The sequence below is a fragment of the Pseudonocardia adelaidensis genome, from assembly GCF_039543345.1.
Lineage (GTDB): Bacteria > Actinomycetota > Actinomycetes > Mycobacteriales > Pseudonocardiaceae > Pseudonocardia > Pseudonocardia adelaidensis.
In genome coordinates this window covers 49,159-63,753 of record NZ_BAABJO010000009.1, presented here as the reverse complement: position 1 = coordinate 63,753, position 14,595 = coordinate 49,159, and the positions used below count along the sequence as shown (strand labels likewise).

General features: G+C 73.7%; 15 protein-coding genes and 2 pseudogenes. 9 read left to right on the top strand and 8 right to left on the bottom strand.

What is annotated here, in order from left to right; all coding sequences use genetic code 11:
* Positions 1 to 21 precede the first annotated feature (21 nt).
* Positions 22 to 621, top strand: a complete 600-nt coding sequence (locus tag ABEA81_RS13845; protein ID WP_345605431.1) for a TetR/AcrR family transcriptional regulator — start codon at positions 22 to 24, stop codon at positions 619 to 621.
* On the opposite strand, the gene ABEA81_RS13840 is transcribed toward ABEA81_RS13845, so the two are convergent.
* A complete protein-coding gene (locus ABEA81_RS13840; protein WP_345605430.1) occupies positions 622 to 1,362 on the bottom strand; it encodes an SDR family oxidoreductase in 741 nt (246 codons plus the stop codon).
* 26 nt (positions 1,363 to 1,388) lie between these two features.
* Here ABEA81_RS13840 and ABEA81_RS13835 point away from each other — a divergent pair, with 26 nt between their 5' ends.
* Positions 1,389 to 1,982, top strand: a complete 594-nt coding sequence (locus tag ABEA81_RS13835) for a TetR/AcrR family transcriptional regulator (protein WP_345605429.1) — start codon at positions 1,389 to 1,391, stop codon at positions 1,980 to 1,982.
* A gap of 159 nt (positions 1,983 to 2,141) precedes the next feature.
* Here the strand turns inward: ABEA81_RS13835 and ABEA81_RS13830 are convergent.
* From ABEA81_RS13830 to ABEA81_RS13820, 3 genes and pseudogenes are all read right to left on the bottom strand, one after another.
* Positions 2,142 to 2,312, bottom strand: a pseudogene (locus ABEA81_RS13830) (TetR/AcrR family transcriptional regulator); the annotation flags it as partial.
* Between the two features lie 127 nt (positions 2,313 to 2,439).
* Positions 2,440 to 2,661 (bottom strand): annotated as a pseudogene (locus tag ABEA81_RS13825) (hypothetical protein); the annotation flags it as partial.
* Positions 2,661 to 3,053, bottom strand: a complete 393-nt coding sequence (locus tag ABEA81_RS13820; RefSeq protein ID WP_345605428.1) for a PPOX class F420-dependent oxidoreductase — start codon at positions 3,051 to 3,053, stop codon at positions 2,661 to 2,663. The pseudogene ABEA81_RS13825 and the gene ABEA81_RS13820, both read right to left, overlap by 1 nt.
* 152 nt (positions 3,054 to 3,205) lie before the next feature.
* On the opposite strand from ABEA81_RS13820, the gene ABEA81_RS13815 reads away from it, so the two are divergent.
* The 7 genes from ABEA81_RS13815 to ABEA81_RS13785 are packed head-to-tail and all read left to right on the top strand — an operon-like array spanning position 3,206 to position 10,266.
* A complete protein-coding gene (locus ABEA81_RS13815; protein ID WP_345605427.1) occupies positions 3,206 to 4,552 on the top strand; it encodes an MFS transporter in 1,347 nt (448 codons plus the stop codon).
* The gene (locus tag ABEA81_RS13810) at positions 4,549 to 5,298 is read left to right on the top strand and encodes an SDR family NAD(P)-dependent oxidoreductase (RefSeq protein ID WP_345605426.1); all 750 of its coding nucleotides are present in this window, start codon (positions 4,549 to 4,551) and stop codon (positions 5,296 to 5,298) included. Before ABEA81_RS13815 ends, ABEA81_RS13810 begins: the two co-directional genes overlap by 4 nt.
* Entirely contained in the window at positions 5,295 to 6,713 is a 1,419-nt protein-coding gene (locus ABEA81_RS13805) for a sodium:solute symporter family protein (protein WP_345605425.1), read from the top strand. The genes ABEA81_RS13810 and ABEA81_RS13805 overlap by 4 nt, the downstream gene beginning before the upstream one ends.
* Entirely contained in the window at positions 6,710 to 8,092 is a 1,383-nt protein-coding gene (locus ABEA81_RS13800; RefSeq protein WP_345605424.1) for a UbiD family decarboxylase, read from the top strand. Before ABEA81_RS13805 ends, ABEA81_RS13800 begins: the two co-directional genes overlap by 4 nt.
* A complete protein-coding gene (locus tag ABEA81_RS13795; RefSeq protein WP_345605423.1) occupies positions 8,085 to 8,660 on the top strand; it encodes a UbiX family flavin prenyltransferase in 576 nt (191 codons plus the stop codon). The genes ABEA81_RS13800 and ABEA81_RS13795 overlap by 8 nt, the downstream gene beginning before the upstream one ends.
* The gene (locus ABEA81_RS13790; RefSeq protein WP_345605422.1) at positions 8,657 to 9,280 is read left to right on the top strand and encodes a VOC family protein; all 624 of its coding nucleotides are present in this window, start codon (positions 8,657 to 8,659) and stop codon (positions 9,278 to 9,280) included. Before ABEA81_RS13795 ends, ABEA81_RS13790 begins: the two co-directional genes overlap by 4 nt.
* A gap of 14 nt (positions 9,281 to 9,294) precedes the next feature.
* On the top strand, positions 9,295 to 10,266 hold the full coding sequence (locus tag ABEA81_RS13785) for an LLM class flavin-dependent oxidoreductase (RefSeq protein WP_345605421.1): 972 nt from the start codon (positions 9,295 to 9,297) through the stop codon (positions 10,264 to 10,266).
* Positions 10,267 to 10,343: 77 nt separating this feature from the next.
* Here the strand turns inward: ABEA81_RS13785 and ABEA81_RS13780 are convergent, their stop codons facing one another.
* From ABEA81_RS13780 to ABEA81_RS13765, 4 genes are all read right to left on the bottom strand, one after another.
* Positions 10,344 to 10,895 carry an LLM class flavin-dependent oxidoreductase gene (locus ABEA81_RS13780; RefSeq protein WP_345605420.1) on the bottom strand — a complete coding sequence of 184 codons (552 nt, stop codon included), beginning with the start codon at positions 10,893 to 10,895 and terminating at the stop codon, positions 10,344 to 10,346.
* A 69-nt stretch (positions 10,896 to 10,964) separates the two neighbouring features.
* Positions 10,965 to 12,197, bottom strand: coding sequence for a flavin-dependent oxidoreductase (locus tag ABEA81_RS13775; RefSeq protein ID WP_345605419.1), 1,233 nt, complete (start codon positions 12,195 to 12,197; stop codon positions 10,965 to 10,967).
* A 159-nt stretch (positions 12,198 to 12,356) separates the two neighbouring features.
* Entirely contained in the window at positions 12,357 to 13,190 is an 834-nt protein-coding gene (locus tag ABEA81_RS13770; protein WP_345605672.1) for a pentapeptide repeat-containing protein, read from the bottom strand.
* A gap of 43 nt (positions 13,191 to 13,233) precedes the next feature.
* Positions 13,234 to 14,583: an aminotransferase class V-fold PLP-dependent enzyme gene (locus ABEA81_RS13765; RefSeq protein ID WP_345605418.1), complete on the bottom strand. Its 1,350-nt coding sequence runs from the start codon at positions 14,581 to 14,583 to the stop codon at positions 13,234 to 13,236.
* Positions 14,584 to 14,595: the final 12 nt, after the last annotated feature.

Sequence of the window (14,595 nt, the reverse complement as noted above, 5' to 3'; positions counted from 1 at the left end):
CCGATCGGTACGATCTATGGCATGCCAGTGGCGAAGGGCGCGACGATCGACCCGGCCCGCACTCGCGCCGCCATCGTGGAGGCGGCCGGGCCGCTGCTGTACGAGCGCGGGATCGACGGCGTGGGGGTCGCCGAGCTGTGCGCCCGGCTCGGCGTGTCCAAGGAGACGCTCTACCGCCACTTCGGCACGAAGGACGGCCTGGTGCTGGCCGTGCTCGAGGCGCGGAGCGAGCGCGTCCACGGCTGGACCGCCGCGGCCGCCGCGGCGGCGGGGGACGATCCCGCCGACCAGCTGGCGGCCGTCTTCGACGCGCTGGGGGAGTGGTACCGGGAGCCGGAGTTCCGCGGCTGCGCGATGGTGAACGCCGCCGCCCAGCACCACGACGACCCGGTGCGCGCCGTCACCGGCAGGCACCTGGACCGCTACCTGGACCTCCTCACCGGCATCGCCGCCCGCGCCGGCGTCGCCGACCCGGAGGGACTCGCCCGCCGGCTCCTGATGCTGGTCGAGGGGGCGACGGTGGTGGCCGCCCACCACGGCGTCGCCGACACGGCGGCACAGGCGCGCGAGGCGGCACTCACCCTGCTGACCGCCGAGCGCGACGGGCTGCTCGAGGCATGATCAGCCCTGGCGGGTCGGGCGGATGGTCAGGTCCCCGATCTCGACGTCGTCGGGCTGGTCGATCGCGAACGCGATCGCCCGTGCCACCGCCGCGGGCTCGATGCCGAGGGCGGCCATGTTCCGCCTGGCCTCCTCGCGCACGGCCGGATCGTCGACGGCGTTGTCGACGAGCTCGGTGCGGACGTAGCCGGGGGAGATCGACGTCGTCCGCAGGACCCCGTCGGTGCTCTCCTGTCGCAGGGCCTCTAGGAGGGTGCGGACCGCGTTCTTCGTCCCGGCGTACACCGCCTGGGTGGGGACGATCTTCAGGCCGGAGGTCGACACGACGGTGACGAGGTGGCCGCTGCCCTGGCGGCGGAACACCGGCAGGGCAGCGGCGATCCCGTGCAGGATCCCCTTGAGGTTCACGTCGACCATCGCCGACCAGCCGGCAACGTCCAGGTCGGCGACGGGGCCGATCCGGGTGATCCCGGCGTTGCCCACCAGGACGTCGAGGCGGCCGTGGCGCTCGAGGGCGGCGGCGACGAGCGACCGCAGGTCGTCGGGATCGGTGACGTCCACGCGCGTGGCGGCCGCATCGCCGCCGGCGGCCTCGATCTCCGCGACCAGCCGGTCCAGCCGGTCGGTGCGGCGGGCGCCGAGGACGACCGGCGCGCCGAGCGAGGCGAGGTGGCGGGCCGTTGCCTCACCGATCCCGCTGCTGGCTCCGGTGATGGCGACGACCTTGCCGTGGATGGTCATGACGATCCCCTGCCTAGAATGGACACATGTCCGGTTACGTCGACGACCATAGCGGACACGTGTCCGGTTCGGTCAAGGGGCGGCGTGCGGACGCGCAGCGCAACCGCGAGCGGATCGTGCAAGCGGCGCGCGAGCTCGTGCACGAGCCGGGCGAGCTGAGGCTCAACGCGGTCGCCAAGGCATGCGGCATCGGTCAGGGCACGCTGTACCGGCACTTCCCGACGCGCGAGGACCTCCTCGCCGAGGTGTACCGCCGGGAGATGGAAGAGCTGGTCGCCGCGGCTCCACGTCTCCTGGAGACCCACGAGCCGCTGGACGCGTTGGCGGCGTGGTTCGACCGCGTGGCCGCCTACGCCCGGGTGAAGCGCGACGTGTTCGCCGCTGTCGAGGCCGCGACGTGGCGTGATCTCGCCGCCCACAGCCTCGGCCCGATCGGCGAGGCCGTGGAACTGCTCCTGGCTGCCGGTCGCGCGGCAGGCAGCGTGCGCGCCGACGCCGAGGCCCGCGACGTCATCGTGCTCATCGGCTGGTTGTCGCGGCTGGACGACACCGAGCTCGACGCGCGGGGGCCGCGGTTGCTGTCGATCCTCGTCGACGGTCTCCGCGCGCGCCGCCCCTGAGGCGCGCCCGTCACGGGTCCGGCCGGCCGCGGCGGAGGTGGGCGAACGCGGTGTCGAGGGCGGCGATCGGGTCCGGCGCCGTTCCGGCGAGGTCGGGATCTCCAGGACGTAGCGGGCGAGCAGGCGCAACGACAGGTCGTCGGCGTCACCGTCGGTCTCCTCGGCGATGACGCGGGCGAGCGCCGCTCCGCGACCGGTCCACAGCGTTCTCGCGTAGGCCCGCAGTGCCGGGGTGGCGATCACGGGTGCGGCGACCCGGCGCTCCTGCGGGTCGGGATCGGGGTCGAACGGGCCCCGGGTGGCCAGGAAGTCCCGCAGGGCCTGCAGCACCGGAGGTGCCCGCGGGGCGTCGGCGCACCGCCGCCGTCAGCGCCTGCTCGTGTTCGTCGCCGTCACCGAGGACGAGCGCTTCCTTCCCGCCGGGGAAGTGGGCGAACAGCGTGGAGAGCGCCGTGTGCGCGGCATCGGCGACCTCGGCGACGGTGACCTGGTCGACCCCGCGTTCCAGGAACAGCCGCCGGGCCGCGGTGGCCGGTGGCGGCCTTCTTGCGCTCGCGGCGCCCCGGGGTCTCCGGCACGCCCGGGAGCTGCTCGGCTGGTCGCCGATCCACCCGCGGCTGCTCGACGACCTGGAGCACGGCGACCACCTCGCCGGTTGACCGATCACCCGGCACCGCATCACCAGGGGCTGAAGACCTTCTCGGGCGTGAGCCTCGCGGTGACCCAGTCCGGGCTCGGCCCGGCGAACCCGGGGTACGGCCCGCCGGTGTACTTGTGGGACAGCGCGTCGATCAGCGTGCCGGCCGGGTCGTCCTCCAGGGTGGCGGTGCCCTGCACCTGGACGCTCTCGTAGGGGTTGGCCGGATCGAAGATCACCACGCTGGCCCGTGGGTCCCGGTGCAGGTTGGCGGTCTTGCGGCGGCTCCTGGGCAGCGCGAACAACAGGTCGTCGCCGTCGCGTCCGACCCAGACCACCGTGGAGTGCGGCGCTCCGTCCGGGTCGAGCGTGGACAGGACGGCGAAGTGGCTGTCGTCGAACAGCCTGCGTACCTCGGGGGTGAGTGGCGCCATCGGGGTCTCCTTCCGGGCGCCCCGGACGGTACGTCGGGCCCCCGACAGTTCGGGTCGCCCGCGGCTATGCCTCCCATTGCGCATCAGACGTACCTTCCGGACGGTCCGGATCGTACTGTCGGACGACGGGACCCCGACGGAGGTGAGCCACCGTGGTCGACACCGCAGCAGCGCAGGCCCCGACCCGGCGGCAGATGGTCATCGCGGGGCTGTCGTCGGTCGTCGGGTTCGGGTTCGACCTGTTCGACCTGTTCGTGCTGCTCTACGTCGCCTCGACGGTCGGTCCGCTCTTCTTCCCGACATCGAGTCCGACGCTCACCCTCGCCGCCACGTTCGCCTCCTTCGGGGTGAGCCTGGTCATGCGCCCGCTCGGCGGCGCGGTCTTCGGCCGCTACGCCGACCGGCACGGGAGGCGGCAGACCCTGATCGTCACCGTGGTCGGGGTCGGGATCGCCACCGCGCTGATGGGGTCGCTGCCGACCCACGAGTCGATCGGCGCGCTCGCCCCGGCCGCGTTCATCGCGCTGCGCCTCGTGCAGGGACTGCTGGTCGGGGGTGTCGTCGCCTCCACGCACACGCTGGGCACCGAGACCGTGGCGCAGCGCTGGCGCGGGCTGGTGTCCGGCCTGGTCGCGGGCGGTGGCGCGGCGATCGGCTCGGTGGTCGCCTCGTTGACCTTCCTCGCCGTGTCGGCGGCCTTCCCCGGCGACGCGTTCGCCGCATGGGGGTGGCGGGTGATGTTCTTCAGCGGGCTGGTCGCCTCCCTGCTCAGCCTGCTGCTCTTCCGGGCCACGGAGGAGTCGCCGCTGTGGCGGAGCGCCGGCGCCACGCCGGCACCCGCGCGTGAGCTGTTCGGCCGTCGGCACCGCCGGACGCTGCTGACCAGCCTCGCGGTCGTGATCGGCGGCGGCGCCCAGTACTACCTGACCGCCGGCTACCTGCCGACGTTCCTCGGCAGCGTCAACGGGGTGCCGCCCGGCCCGCGGGGAGCGCTCCTGGTGTGGACGAGCCTCGCGATCCTGCCCGCTGCGTTGGTCGCGGGCCACCTCTCCGAGCGGTTCGGGCGCCGGCCGGTGTTCCTCGCGGCCGGTGCCGTCAACGTGGTGGTGCTGCCGGTGCTCGTGCTCGCCATGGCCGGCTACGGCCCGGACGGCACGGGGCCGCTGCTCGGCTTCGGCCTGCTGCTGACCGTCTTCGCCAACGCCTCGTACGCCGCGGTGCCGATCTTCCTCAACGAGGGGTTCCCGACCCGGCTGCGGGCGACGGCCACCGCCGTCGTCTGGAACGGCGGATTCGCCATCGGCGGGCTCATGACGACGTTCGTGAGCCTCGCCAGCCCGACCGTGGCCGACATCCCCAGCAGGCTCGCGATCTTCCTGGCAGCCTGCGTGGTGGTGTTCCTCGCCGGCGCGGCGCTCTCCCGGGAGACCCGCGGCGCGCTGGAGCGCGAGCCCGCGGCCGGCGCCGCCGCACCCCGACCGGAACGGAGCGCTGCATGAACCTCGACGGGAAGACAGTGGTCGTCACCGGGGCGGCCGGCGGGATCGGCGAGTGCTACGTGCACGCCTTCGCCGCGGCCGGCGCGAACGTGGTCGCCACCGACGTCCCGGCCGCCGCCGAGGCCGGTGCCGAACTCGCGCAGGAGGCCGGCGCCGTCTTCGTGGCGGGCGACGTCACGTCCGACGACGACTGGGCCGCGCTGGTGGCGCGGGCGCAGGACGAGTTCGGCCGCGTCGATGCGCTCGTGAACAACGCCGCCGTCTACCAGGGGCTCGGGGCCAAGCGCCCGCTCACGGAGCTGTCCACCGACGACTGGGACACCGTGCTGCGCGTCAACGTCCGGGGCACGTGGCAGGGGATCAAGGCGGTCGTGCCGGCGATGCGCGCCGCGGGCGGTGGCCGGATCGTCAACATCTCCTCGTCGACGGCCCGGATGGGCGTGCCCGGCTTCGCCCACTACGTCGCTTCCAAGGCCGCCGTCGAAGGGCTGACCCGTTCCGCGGCCCGCGAGCTCGGACCGGACGGCATCACGGTCAACGCGGTCGCGCCCGGCCTGGTCAGCGACGAGGCCACCCGTGCCCTGAACTCGGACGCCTACATCGCATCCGCCGCAGGCGGGCGGGCACTGGCCCGCGAGATGGTGCCCGACGACCTGGTCGGCGCCGTCAAGTTCCTCGCCTCCAATTCCGGGGGATTCCTCACCGGACAGACCGTCGTCGTCGACGGGGGAGTGGTGTTCACGTGACCCAACAGGTGTGGATCATCCTGCTCATCGTCGTGGTCTACATGGCGGTGCTGGCCGGGATCAGCGTCGTCGTGCGCCGCTCGTCCCGGACCTCGGAGGGATTCGCCTCCGGCGGCCGCGTGTTCCCGGCGGTCCTGATCGGGTTCCTGCTGATGTCGGAGTTCATCGGGACGTCGGCGACGCTGGGCACGGCCCAGCAGGCGTTCAGCACCGGCATCTCGGCGGCCTGGAACGTGGTCGCGCTCGCGATCGGGTTCGTCCTGTTCTCGCTGTTCGTGGCGAGGAAGTACAAGGAGCTCGGGGAGAACACGATCTCCGGCGCGATGGCGCGCATCTACGGGGAGCGCGTGCGCACCGCCACCTCGGTGGTGATGACCTGCGCGCTGCTGATCGTGGCCGTCGCCATCTACGCGAGCGGCGGGGCGATCCTGGCCACCCTCCTCGGCATCGACCACACCTGGGCGACGATCATCGTCGGGGTGCTGGCGTCGGTCTACGTCGTCGTCGGCGGCTGGCGGTCCGTCGTCTACACGAACCTGCTCCACGCGATCATGAAGCTGGCCGCGGTGGCGGTGCTGGCCGGCATCGGGCTGGCGCGCGTCGGCGGCATCGACGACCTGCGCGCCGCGCTGCCGCCCGCGAGCTTCTCGGTGGACGGCGTCGGGTGGGCGCAGATCTTCGCCTGGCTGATCGCCGGGATCGGCGCGATCTTCGCCACGCAGTACGTCGTGCAGGCCGTCACCACGGTCCGCGACCAGGGGCGCGCCCAGCGGGCCGGGTTCTACGCGGCACTGATGCTCGTGCCGTTCGGCATCCTCGCCGCCTTCGTCGGCATGGCGAGCGCGGTGCTCTACCCGGACATCGACTCGATCGACGCGCTGCCCGCGCTGGCCGTCGACATCGATCCGCTGCTGACCGGGCTCGTCATGTGCGGGCTCGTCGGCGCGATCCTCGGCAGCATCGCGGCGCTGATCATCGGCGCGTCGACGCTGATGCTCAAGGACTTCTACCGGCCGTACTTCAACCGCGAGGGCGACGACCGCAAGGACGTCGTGTTCCTGCGCGTGGCCACGTTCGTGGCGGGTGTCCTGCCGATCGTGCTCGCGTTGCTCGCCAAGGACGTGCTCGCGGTGACGTTCCTGGCGAAGTCGCTGCGCGCGGCGCTCGCCGTGCTGATCGTGCTGATGTTCTACAAGCCCGGGTACGGCAGCAGCAGGGCCGCCTTCTGGTCCATCGTCGCGGCGCTCGTCACGACCACGGGGTGGTTCCTCGCGGGCGACCCGTTCGGCGTCGACAACGCCTACATCGCCGTCGCCACACCGCTCGTGATCATGACGGTGGTGCACCTCGTGAACCGCCGCCCCGTGCCCGCCCCGCCGACCAGCACGGAACCGACCAGTACGGAGGCGACATGACACCACCCGGTGCGAGCCTCAGGGGCTGGCTCGACCACCTGCGTTCGCGCGGCCGGCTCGCCGTGGCCCGCCCCGGCGCCGACCTGAGGTTCGGCGTCGCGGGCATCGCCCACCGACTGGACGGGCGCAGCGCCACCCTGTTCCCGCGGCCGGGCGGGCACCCCGTCCCGATAGTGTCCGGCCTGCTCTCGGACCGTGCGTGGATGGCCGAGGCGGTGGGCGTGCCGCAGGACCGGCTGGTCGAGCGCTACCGTTGCGCGTGCCTGGAGCCGGTGCCCAGCCGGGACGTCGAGGACGCGGACTGCCAGCAGGTGGTCCGCAAGGACGTCGACCTCACCGCGATGCTGCCGATCCCCACCCACAACGAGCACGACCACGGCGCCTACATCACCGCGGGCCTGCTGATCGCGCGCAGGCCGGACACCGGCGTGCAGAACGTCTCGATCCACCGCCTGCAGGTGAGCGGACCGGACCGGCTCGGCGCGCTGCTGCTGCCCCGGCACACGCTCGCGTTCTTCCAGGCGCAGGAGTCGGCGGGCGCCGACCTGGAGATCGCGATCGTGATCGGGGTGGACCCGCTCACGCTGATGGCATCGCAGGCGATCGTCCCGATCGACCACGACGAGCTGGAGATCTCCGGCGCCCTGCGCGGTGAGCCGCTCCCGGTCACCCGCTGCGTCACCAACGAGGTGCGCGTACCCGCCGACGCCGAGATCGTCCTGGAGGGGCGGCTGCTCGCGAAGGTGCGCGAGCCGGAGGGCCCGTTCGGCGAGTTCCCGCAGTACTACGGCGAGCGGGCCGAGCGGCACGTGATCGAGATCGACGCGCTCACCCACCGGGAGTCGCCGATCTACCACACGATCGTCGGCGGCGGGCTGGAGCACCTGCTGCTCGGCGGCATCCCCCGGGAGGCGTCGTTCCTGGCGAGCCTGCGCCGCAGCTTCCCCTGCGTGCGCGACGTGCACCTCTCCCGCGGCGGCACCTGCCGCTACCACCTGTACGTGCAGGTCGACCACCCGGCGCCCGGCGAGGCCAAGAACGTCATCCTGGGCGCGCTGGGCACGCACTACGACATCAAGCACGTCACGGTCGTCGACACCGACGTGGACGTGCACGACCCCACCGAGGTCGAGTGGGCGGTGGCCACCCGGTTCCAGGCCGACCGCGACCTCGTCCTGGTCGGCGGGGGCCAGGGCTCCAAGCTCGACCCGTCGGCGGCCGAGGGTGTCAGCGCGAAGATGGGTCTCGACGCCACGGTCCCGGTGGACGCGCCGCCGATGAAGTTCACGCGGATCGCGGTGCCCGGGGAGCGGGAGCTGGACATCGGTGCGCTCACCGCGCCCGCCCCCGCCGACTGGCAGGCGGCGTGCCATGGGTGACCCGCGGCTGATCGTGGGGATCTCCGGGGCCTCCGGGGCGACCTACGGCGTGCGGCTGCTGGAGCTGCTGCGACCCACCCCGGTGCAGACCCACCTCGTCGTCACGAAGTCGGCGCGGATGACGCTCGCCTACGAGACCGACCTGTCCCTCGCCGACCTCACCGCGCTCGCCGACGTCAGCTACTCCAACACCGACCTCGGCGCCGCGATCTCCAGCGGCTCGTTCCGGACGCTGGGGATGGTGGTGGCGCCGTGCTCGGTGAAGTCGATGTCCGAGATCGCGTCGGGGGTGACGACGAGCCTGCTCGCCCGCGCGGCCGACGTGGTGCTGAAGGAGCGCCGCAGGCTGGTGCTCATGGTCCGGGAGACCCCGCTGCACCGCAACCACCTGCGGACGATGGCGGAGTTGACCGAGCTGGGCGCGGTGATCGCGCCCCCGGTGCCTGCGTTCTACGCCCGCCCGGCGACACTGGAGGAGATGGTGGACCACACCGTCGGGCGGGTGCTCGACCTCTTCGACCTCGACCTCGGGGTCGTCCGCCGCTGGGGCGAGCCGGTGGCGCCGTGATCGAGCCCCGGATGGACCACCTCGTCTACGCGGCACCCGACCTGGACGCGCTGGTCGCCGAGTTCACCGAACGCACCGGCGTCGCCCCGGTGCTCGGCGGCCGGCACGTCGGCCGCGGCACCCGCAACCACCTCGTCGGCCTCGGCGGGGCCGCGTACCTGGAGCTGATCGGGCCCGACGACCCGGCCGAGGAGCCACTGCCCGCCGTCTTCGGCATCGACCGGCTGACCGGTCCGCGGCTGGCCGCGTGGGTCGTGCGCCCCGCCGACCTGGACGCCACCGTCCGGCAGGCGCGCGAGCGCGGCTACGACCCCGGGGACATCGCGCCGCTCTCGCGCCGGACGCCCGACGGGCGCCTGCTGGAATGGCGGCTCACGCCCAACCGGGGTGACCGCTTCGACGGCCTCGCGCCCGCGCTGATCGACTGGCAGGACGCCCGGCACCCCACGGCCGACGGCCTGCCGCAGCTGCGGCTCGTCTCGCTCACCGGCCGCCACCCCGACCCGTCCGCCGTGGGGCGCGCGCTCGCGGCCCTGGACGTCACGCTCGACGTCACCGGGGGACCGGCGGCGCTGGAGGCGGTGCTCGACACCCCACGCGGCGAGATCACGATCAGCTGACCAGGAGGAATCCGATGACCCGGAAGATCGGGCTGACCCTTCCGCAGCGAGGCACGTTCTTCGACGTGCTGAGCCTCTCCGAGCTCGTCGAGACCGGGCACTGGGCCGACGAGACCGGCCTGTTCGAGTCGCTCTGGATCGGCGACAGCCTGCTCGCCAAGCCGCGGCCGGAGTCGATCGCGCTGTTCGGATCGCTCGCCGCCGTCACCCGCACCGCGCGGCTCGCCGTCGGCTGCATGGCGAGCTTCCCGGTGCGCGACCCGATCCTGTTCGCCGACCAGTGGGCCACGCTCGACCAGCTCTCCGGCGGGCGGATGCTGCTGGCGGTCTGCACCGGGATCGTCAAGCCCAAGGACGCCTCCGCCCGGGAGGGCGCTCCCTACGGCGTCAGCGACGCGTCGCGCGCGAACCGGATGGAGGAGAACACCGAGATCGTCCGGCGCCTCTGGACCGAGGAGGACGTCACCTACAACGGGCGCTACACGTCGTTCGAGAACGTGACCGTGCTGCCGAAGCCGGTGCAGTCGCCCCCGCCGATCTACATCGCGTCCAACCCTGCGCCCGAGCCGCTCGCCACCCGCGCCCTGCGCCGCGTCGCGCGCATCGCGGACGGGTGGATGACCACCCGCAAGAGCCCGGAGCACCTGACCGTCAACCTGCCGGCGATCAAGGAGTTCCTGGTGGAGGAGGGGCGCGACCCGGAGGCCTTCCCCGTGTCGGCGTACCACAACCTCAACCTGAACCCGGACCGCGAGGCGGCGTACGAGGAGAGCTACCGCTTCCTCGGCGAGTACTACGGCCCCGTCTTCAGCCGGGAGGCGACGAGGCACTGGACCGCCACCGGCACCCCGGAGCAGGCGGCCGCCGACATCGAGCGGCTCTACGCCGACGGCGCCACCGAGGTCACCCTGCGGATCACCTCGTGGGACTGGCGCCGCCAGCTCGACCTGCTGGTGAAGGAGGTCATCCCGCGGCTGCAGGGCTGAGGGCCGGCACACCGTGCTCACGCGCGAACTGCGGTTGGTGTGTTGGCACCGATGTCGGTGTGCGACGGGCCTGACCCCTACAGGGAGGCGGCCAGCTCGCCGGCCAGCTTCAGCGTCCTCGCCTTTTCGGCGTCGTCGCCGACGAGGCTGACCAGCACGTCGGTCGCGCCGGCAGCCGCGTACGCGCTGACCGCGGCGGCGACGGTGTCCTCGTCTCCGGCGACGATCGTCTCCACGACGTTGCTCTGCCCCTGGCGTTCGAGGAGCGTGCGGTAGCTGGCGAAGTCCGACGCGAAGCCGAGCACGCCGGCGACCTCGTCGCGCACGGCGTCCGGCCTGGCGGTCACGCTCAGCATCACCGCCGCCACGACGCGCGGATCCTTCGCCACGGCGTCGATCCTCGGCCGGATGTGGTCGGCGATCGTCGCCGGGGTCGTCCACACCGTGATCGTGCCGTCGGCCAGTTCGCCCGCGATGCGCAGCATCACCGGACCCAGCGCGGAGAGCAGCACCGACGGCGGCTGCGCGCCCGGCACCCGGATGTGGCCGGTGCCCGAGAGCTCTGCGCGCAGCGCGGTCAGGTACTCGCGGGTGTGGTGCGCCGGCCGGTCGTAGGACAGGCCGCTCACACACCAACTCGTGTGCCGACACACGAACTGCAGTTGGTGTGCCGGCGCCGATGTTGGTGTGCGACCGCGTCAGCGGCTCGCCGGCGTCGCCACCGACGCCGCGGCGTAGCTCTTGACGATCGCCTCCAGCTCGGCCGGGTCGATCACGTCGTCGAGGCGCTCGAAGCCGTCGGGGGCGCGGCGTTCGACCTCGTCGATCACCATCTCCGGCCCGCCGACGCGGTTGCGCAGCACGATCTCGCGGGTGGCCGGCAACCGCTCGTCCTGGTAGGCGGTCAGCGCGGTCTCCGGGTCGGCACCGGACGTGAGGTGGCGGGTGAGGGCCACGGCGTCGAGCACGGCCTGGCCCGCGCCGTTCGAGCCCATCGGGTACATCGGGTGGGCGGCGTCGCCGAGCAGGGTGACGCGGCCGTGGCTCCAGCGCGGCAGCGGGTCGCGGTCGCACATCGGGTACTCGTAGAACTCCGGCGTGGCGGCCACCAGGCCGGGCAGGTCGAGGTGCGGGGTGTGGAAGCGCTCGATGTGCGGCGCGAGTTCGGCCCGGTCGCCGGGACGCGACCAGTCCTCCCGGCGCGGCGGCGGGTCACCGGGCTCGCCCGTGCGGATGCAGATCGCCCAGTTCGTGAGGACCGTGTCGGGCGAGCTGCCCCGGCCGATCGGGTACAGCACCAGCTTGGCGGCGTTGCCGCCGGCGACGATCATCGACCGGCCGGTGAGGAACGGCGGCCAGTCGGTGGCGCCGCGCCACATCATCACGCCGTTCCAGCGCGGCGGGCCCTCGTCGGGGAAGAAGGTGGCGCGGACGGTGGAGTGGATGCCGTCCGCGCCGAGCAGCACGTCGCCGTCCCGCTCGCCGAGCGGGGTGCCCGCCGGGCCGGTGAACGTGACGCGGACGCCGTCGCCGTCCTGCTCGAAACCGGCGCACCGGTGCCCGGTGTGCACGGCGTCCGGCCCGAGGCGTTCGCGGACCGCGCGGAGCAGCACGCCCTGCAGGCGCCCGCGGTGCACCGACAGCTGCGGCACGTCGAAGCCGGCGTCGAGGCCGCACGGCCGGTGCATGATCACCTGGCCGAGGCGGTGGCTGTAGAACAGCTCCTTCGTGCGGACCGCCGCCTCGTCGAGCTGGTCGAGCAGCCCGAGCCCGGCCAGCGGCGCGACGGCCAGCGGCAGGGCGTTGATCCCGACCCCGAGCTCCCGGATCGCGGGGCTGCGCTCGTAGATCTCGCACTCGATCCCGGCATCGTGCAGGAACAGGGCGGTGGCCAGCCCGCCGATCCCGGCCCCGACGATCAGCACCTTCATGGGGGCTGAAACTAGCGACGTCCCGCTGCCGGCGGAAGCAGACAAATGGACAACAACTGTGCGGCCGTGATCGGGGCCCGGTCACACACGAACCGCGGTGCTCGCACCCGAACTGCAGTTGGTGTGCGAGCGCGCGTGTTGGTGTGGGAGTGGCTGGGTTCACCGGCGGGCCGGGTGCCGGCGCCGGGGTGCGCGGGCGGCCGCCCAGTGCCCGGGGCGGGCGAGGGTGGGCGGCAGCCGCGTGCTCGTGTCGCCGCGGGCCGCCGCGACCTGGGCGGCGGTGAGGAAGAGCGCCTCGCGCAGGTCGGCCCCGGCGAGGTCGGCTCCCCGCAGGTCGGCCCCGAGGAGGTCGGCCCCGCGCAGGTCCGCCCCGCGCAGGTCGGCCCCGACGAGCAGGGCGCCGCGGAAGCTCGCCCGGCGCAGGTCGCTGCCGCGCAGCCGGGCGCCCAGCAGCCGCGCCCCGCGGTGGTCCGGACCCCGGCCGCCGGCCCGGGCGAGGTCGCTCACCCGTCCCAGCAGGTCGGCGACCGACCGCCGGTGCGCCTCCACGTCGAGCGCGGCGAGCTCCTCCGGCGTGCCGGCGGCGAGCCGGTCGGTCTCCGCGAATGCCGCCTCGAGCGCGTCGGAGAGCGGTGCCGCCGCGGGGTGCGCCCGCGCCTCCTCGAGGTAGAACAGCAGCTCGTGCAGCACCCGGACCACCGGGAACACCGCGAACATCGAGTCTGCGAGCTCCGGGTTCGCGCGCCAGTCGCGACCGCCGAACGTCACCTGGACGACCTGCTGCCCGGCGCCGAAGCAGTCGTAGACCGTGCAGCCCGGGTAGCCGGCCTCCCGCAGCCCGGCGTGGATGCCGCAGCGGCAGTCGGGCTGCAGGTGGTGGCACGGCGTCCCCGCCGCCTTGTCGACGGCGAAGTCGGCCGACGCGGCGAACGGGAGGGCGACGCAGCACAGGCCGGCGCAGCGGGAGCAATCGGCGGTGAGGCGGTCGGTCATGGGGGACATCGGTCCCCATTGTCCTCGCCGTGGGCGGGGTACCTCAGTGGCCGCAGCCGGGGAGCGCGGAGCCGGTCGGTGTGCCGATGCCCAGCGGGTCGGTCCCGCGAGGGTCGGGCACCGGGCTCCAGCGGCCGTCCACGACCGCGTAGTCCCACCCGGGACCGTCGGTGGTGAGCCACTCGACGGCGTCGACGAGCCGGTCCACGTCGTCCACTGTGCTGCCGAGGCCGAGGCTGGCCCGTACCGCGCAGCCGTCCGCGGTACCGGCGATCCGGGACAGCAGCGGGTGCGCGCAGAACTTGCCGTCCCGCACCCCGATGCCGTGCTCCGCCGACAGGTAGGCGGCCACGCGCCCGGCCGGGTGGCCGTCGACGACGAACGTGCAGACCGCCACCCGGTCGGTGCTGTCCGGCCAGATCCGCAGCGTCCGGACGCCAGGCAGGGCGTTCAGGCCGGTCTCGAGCCGGTGCAGCAGCGCGGCTTCGTGCGCCGGGTCGAGCGCGCCGGGCAGCACCCGGCAGGCCTCGGCGAGCGCCGCGGCGCCGAGGACGTTCGGGGTGCCGGCCTCGTGCCGGTGCGGGGCGGGCGCCCACGACACCTCGGTCGCCCCACCCTCGTCGGGCGCGGTGACCGCGTGCACGGCCCCGCCGCCCGCCAGGTACGGCGCGGCGACGTCGAGCCAGTCCCGGCGCCCGACGAGCGCACCGGCTCCGTAGGGCGCGTAGAGCTTGTGCCCGGACAGCGCGAGGTAGTCGACGCCCGTGGCCGCGATGTCGACCGCGCGGTGCGGGGCGAGCTGCGCGGCGTCGACGACCACGCGGGCGCCGGCGGCGTGGGCGAGCGCGGTGATCTCGTCGAGGGGCAGCACCTCGCCGGTGACGTTCGAGGCGCCGGTGACGGCGAGGAGCGCGGGCCGGTCCGCGTGGAACGCGTAGCGCAGGTCGGAGAGGGTCTGCTCGACGGTGACGGCGGCGCGCAGCACCCGGCCCGGGCCCCAGGCGAGCAGGTTGGCGTGGTGCTCGACGTCCAGCCGCAGCACCGGGCCCGGCACGCACCGGGCGAGCAGGTTCAGCGCGTCCGTCGTGTTGCGGGTGAACACGACGACGTCGTCGGCGCGAGCGCCGACGAACCGGCCCACCGTCTCCCGGGCCTGCTCGAGCACCGCCGTGCAGACCTGCGAGGCGTAGCCGGCGCCGCGGTGGACGCTCGCGTAGTAGGGCAGGAGCGCGGCGACGTGCTCGGCCACCGCGGTGAGCGCGGGAGCGCTGGCGGCGAGGTCGAGGTTGGCGTAGCGCACGCGCTCGCCCGTGACGAGCGGGACGAGCAGGTCGGCGCCGGTGACGGTCGCCTGCGCACGGACGCCGGGACGGGCGGACAGCACAGCAGTCATCGAGGTCCTCCG

What these genes read in the sequence shown, in the direction of transcription:
- ABEA81_RS13820 (WP_345605428.1), bottom strand. Translation starts at nt 3,053, where the DNA reads ATGGCGCCACTCACCCCCGAGGTACGCAGGCTGTTCGACGACAGCCAC.
- ABEA81_RS13845 (WP_345605431.1), top strand. Translation starts at nt 22, where the DNA reads ATGCCAGTGGCGAAGGGCGCGACGATCGACCCGGCCCGCACTCGCGCC.
- ABEA81_RS13840 (WP_345605430.1), bottom strand. Translation starts at nt 1,362, where the DNA reads ATGACCATCCACGGCAAGGTCGTCGCCATCACCGGAGCCAGCAGCGGG.
- ABEA81_RS13810 (WP_345605426.1), top strand. Translation starts at nt 4,549, where the DNA reads ATGAACCTCGACGGGAAGACAGTGGTCGTCACCGGGGCGGCCGGCGGG.
- ABEA81_RS13795 (WP_345605423.1), top strand. Translation starts at nt 8,085, where the DNA reads ATGGGTGACCCGCGGCTGATCGTGGGGATCTCCGGGGCCTCCGGGGCG.
- ABEA81_RS13800 (WP_345605424.1), top strand. Translation starts at nt 6,710, where the DNA reads ATGACACCACCCGGTGCGAGCCTCAGGGGCTGGCTCGACCACCTGCGT.
- ABEA81_RS13785 (WP_345605421.1), top strand. Translation starts at nt 9,295, where the DNA reads ATGACCCGGAAGATCGGGCTGACCCTTCCGCAGCGAGGCACGTTCTTC.
- ABEA81_RS13765 (WP_345605418.1), bottom strand. Translation starts at nt 14,583, where the DNA reads ATGACTGCTGTGCTGTCCGCCCGTCCCGGCGTCCGTGCGCAGGCGACC.
- ABEA81_RS13835 (WP_345605429.1), top strand. Translation starts at nt 1,389, where the DNA reads ATGTCCGGTTACGTCGACGACCATAGCGGACACGTGTCCGGTTCGGTC.
- ABEA81_RS13775 (WP_345605419.1), bottom strand. Translation starts at nt 12,197, where the DNA reads ATGAAGGTGCTGATCGTCGGGGCCGGGATCGGCGGGCTGGCCACCGCC.
- ABEA81_RS13770 (WP_345605672.1), bottom strand. Translation starts at nt 13,190, where the DNA reads ATGACCGACCGCCTCACCGCCGATTGCTCCCGCTGCGCCGGCCTGTGC.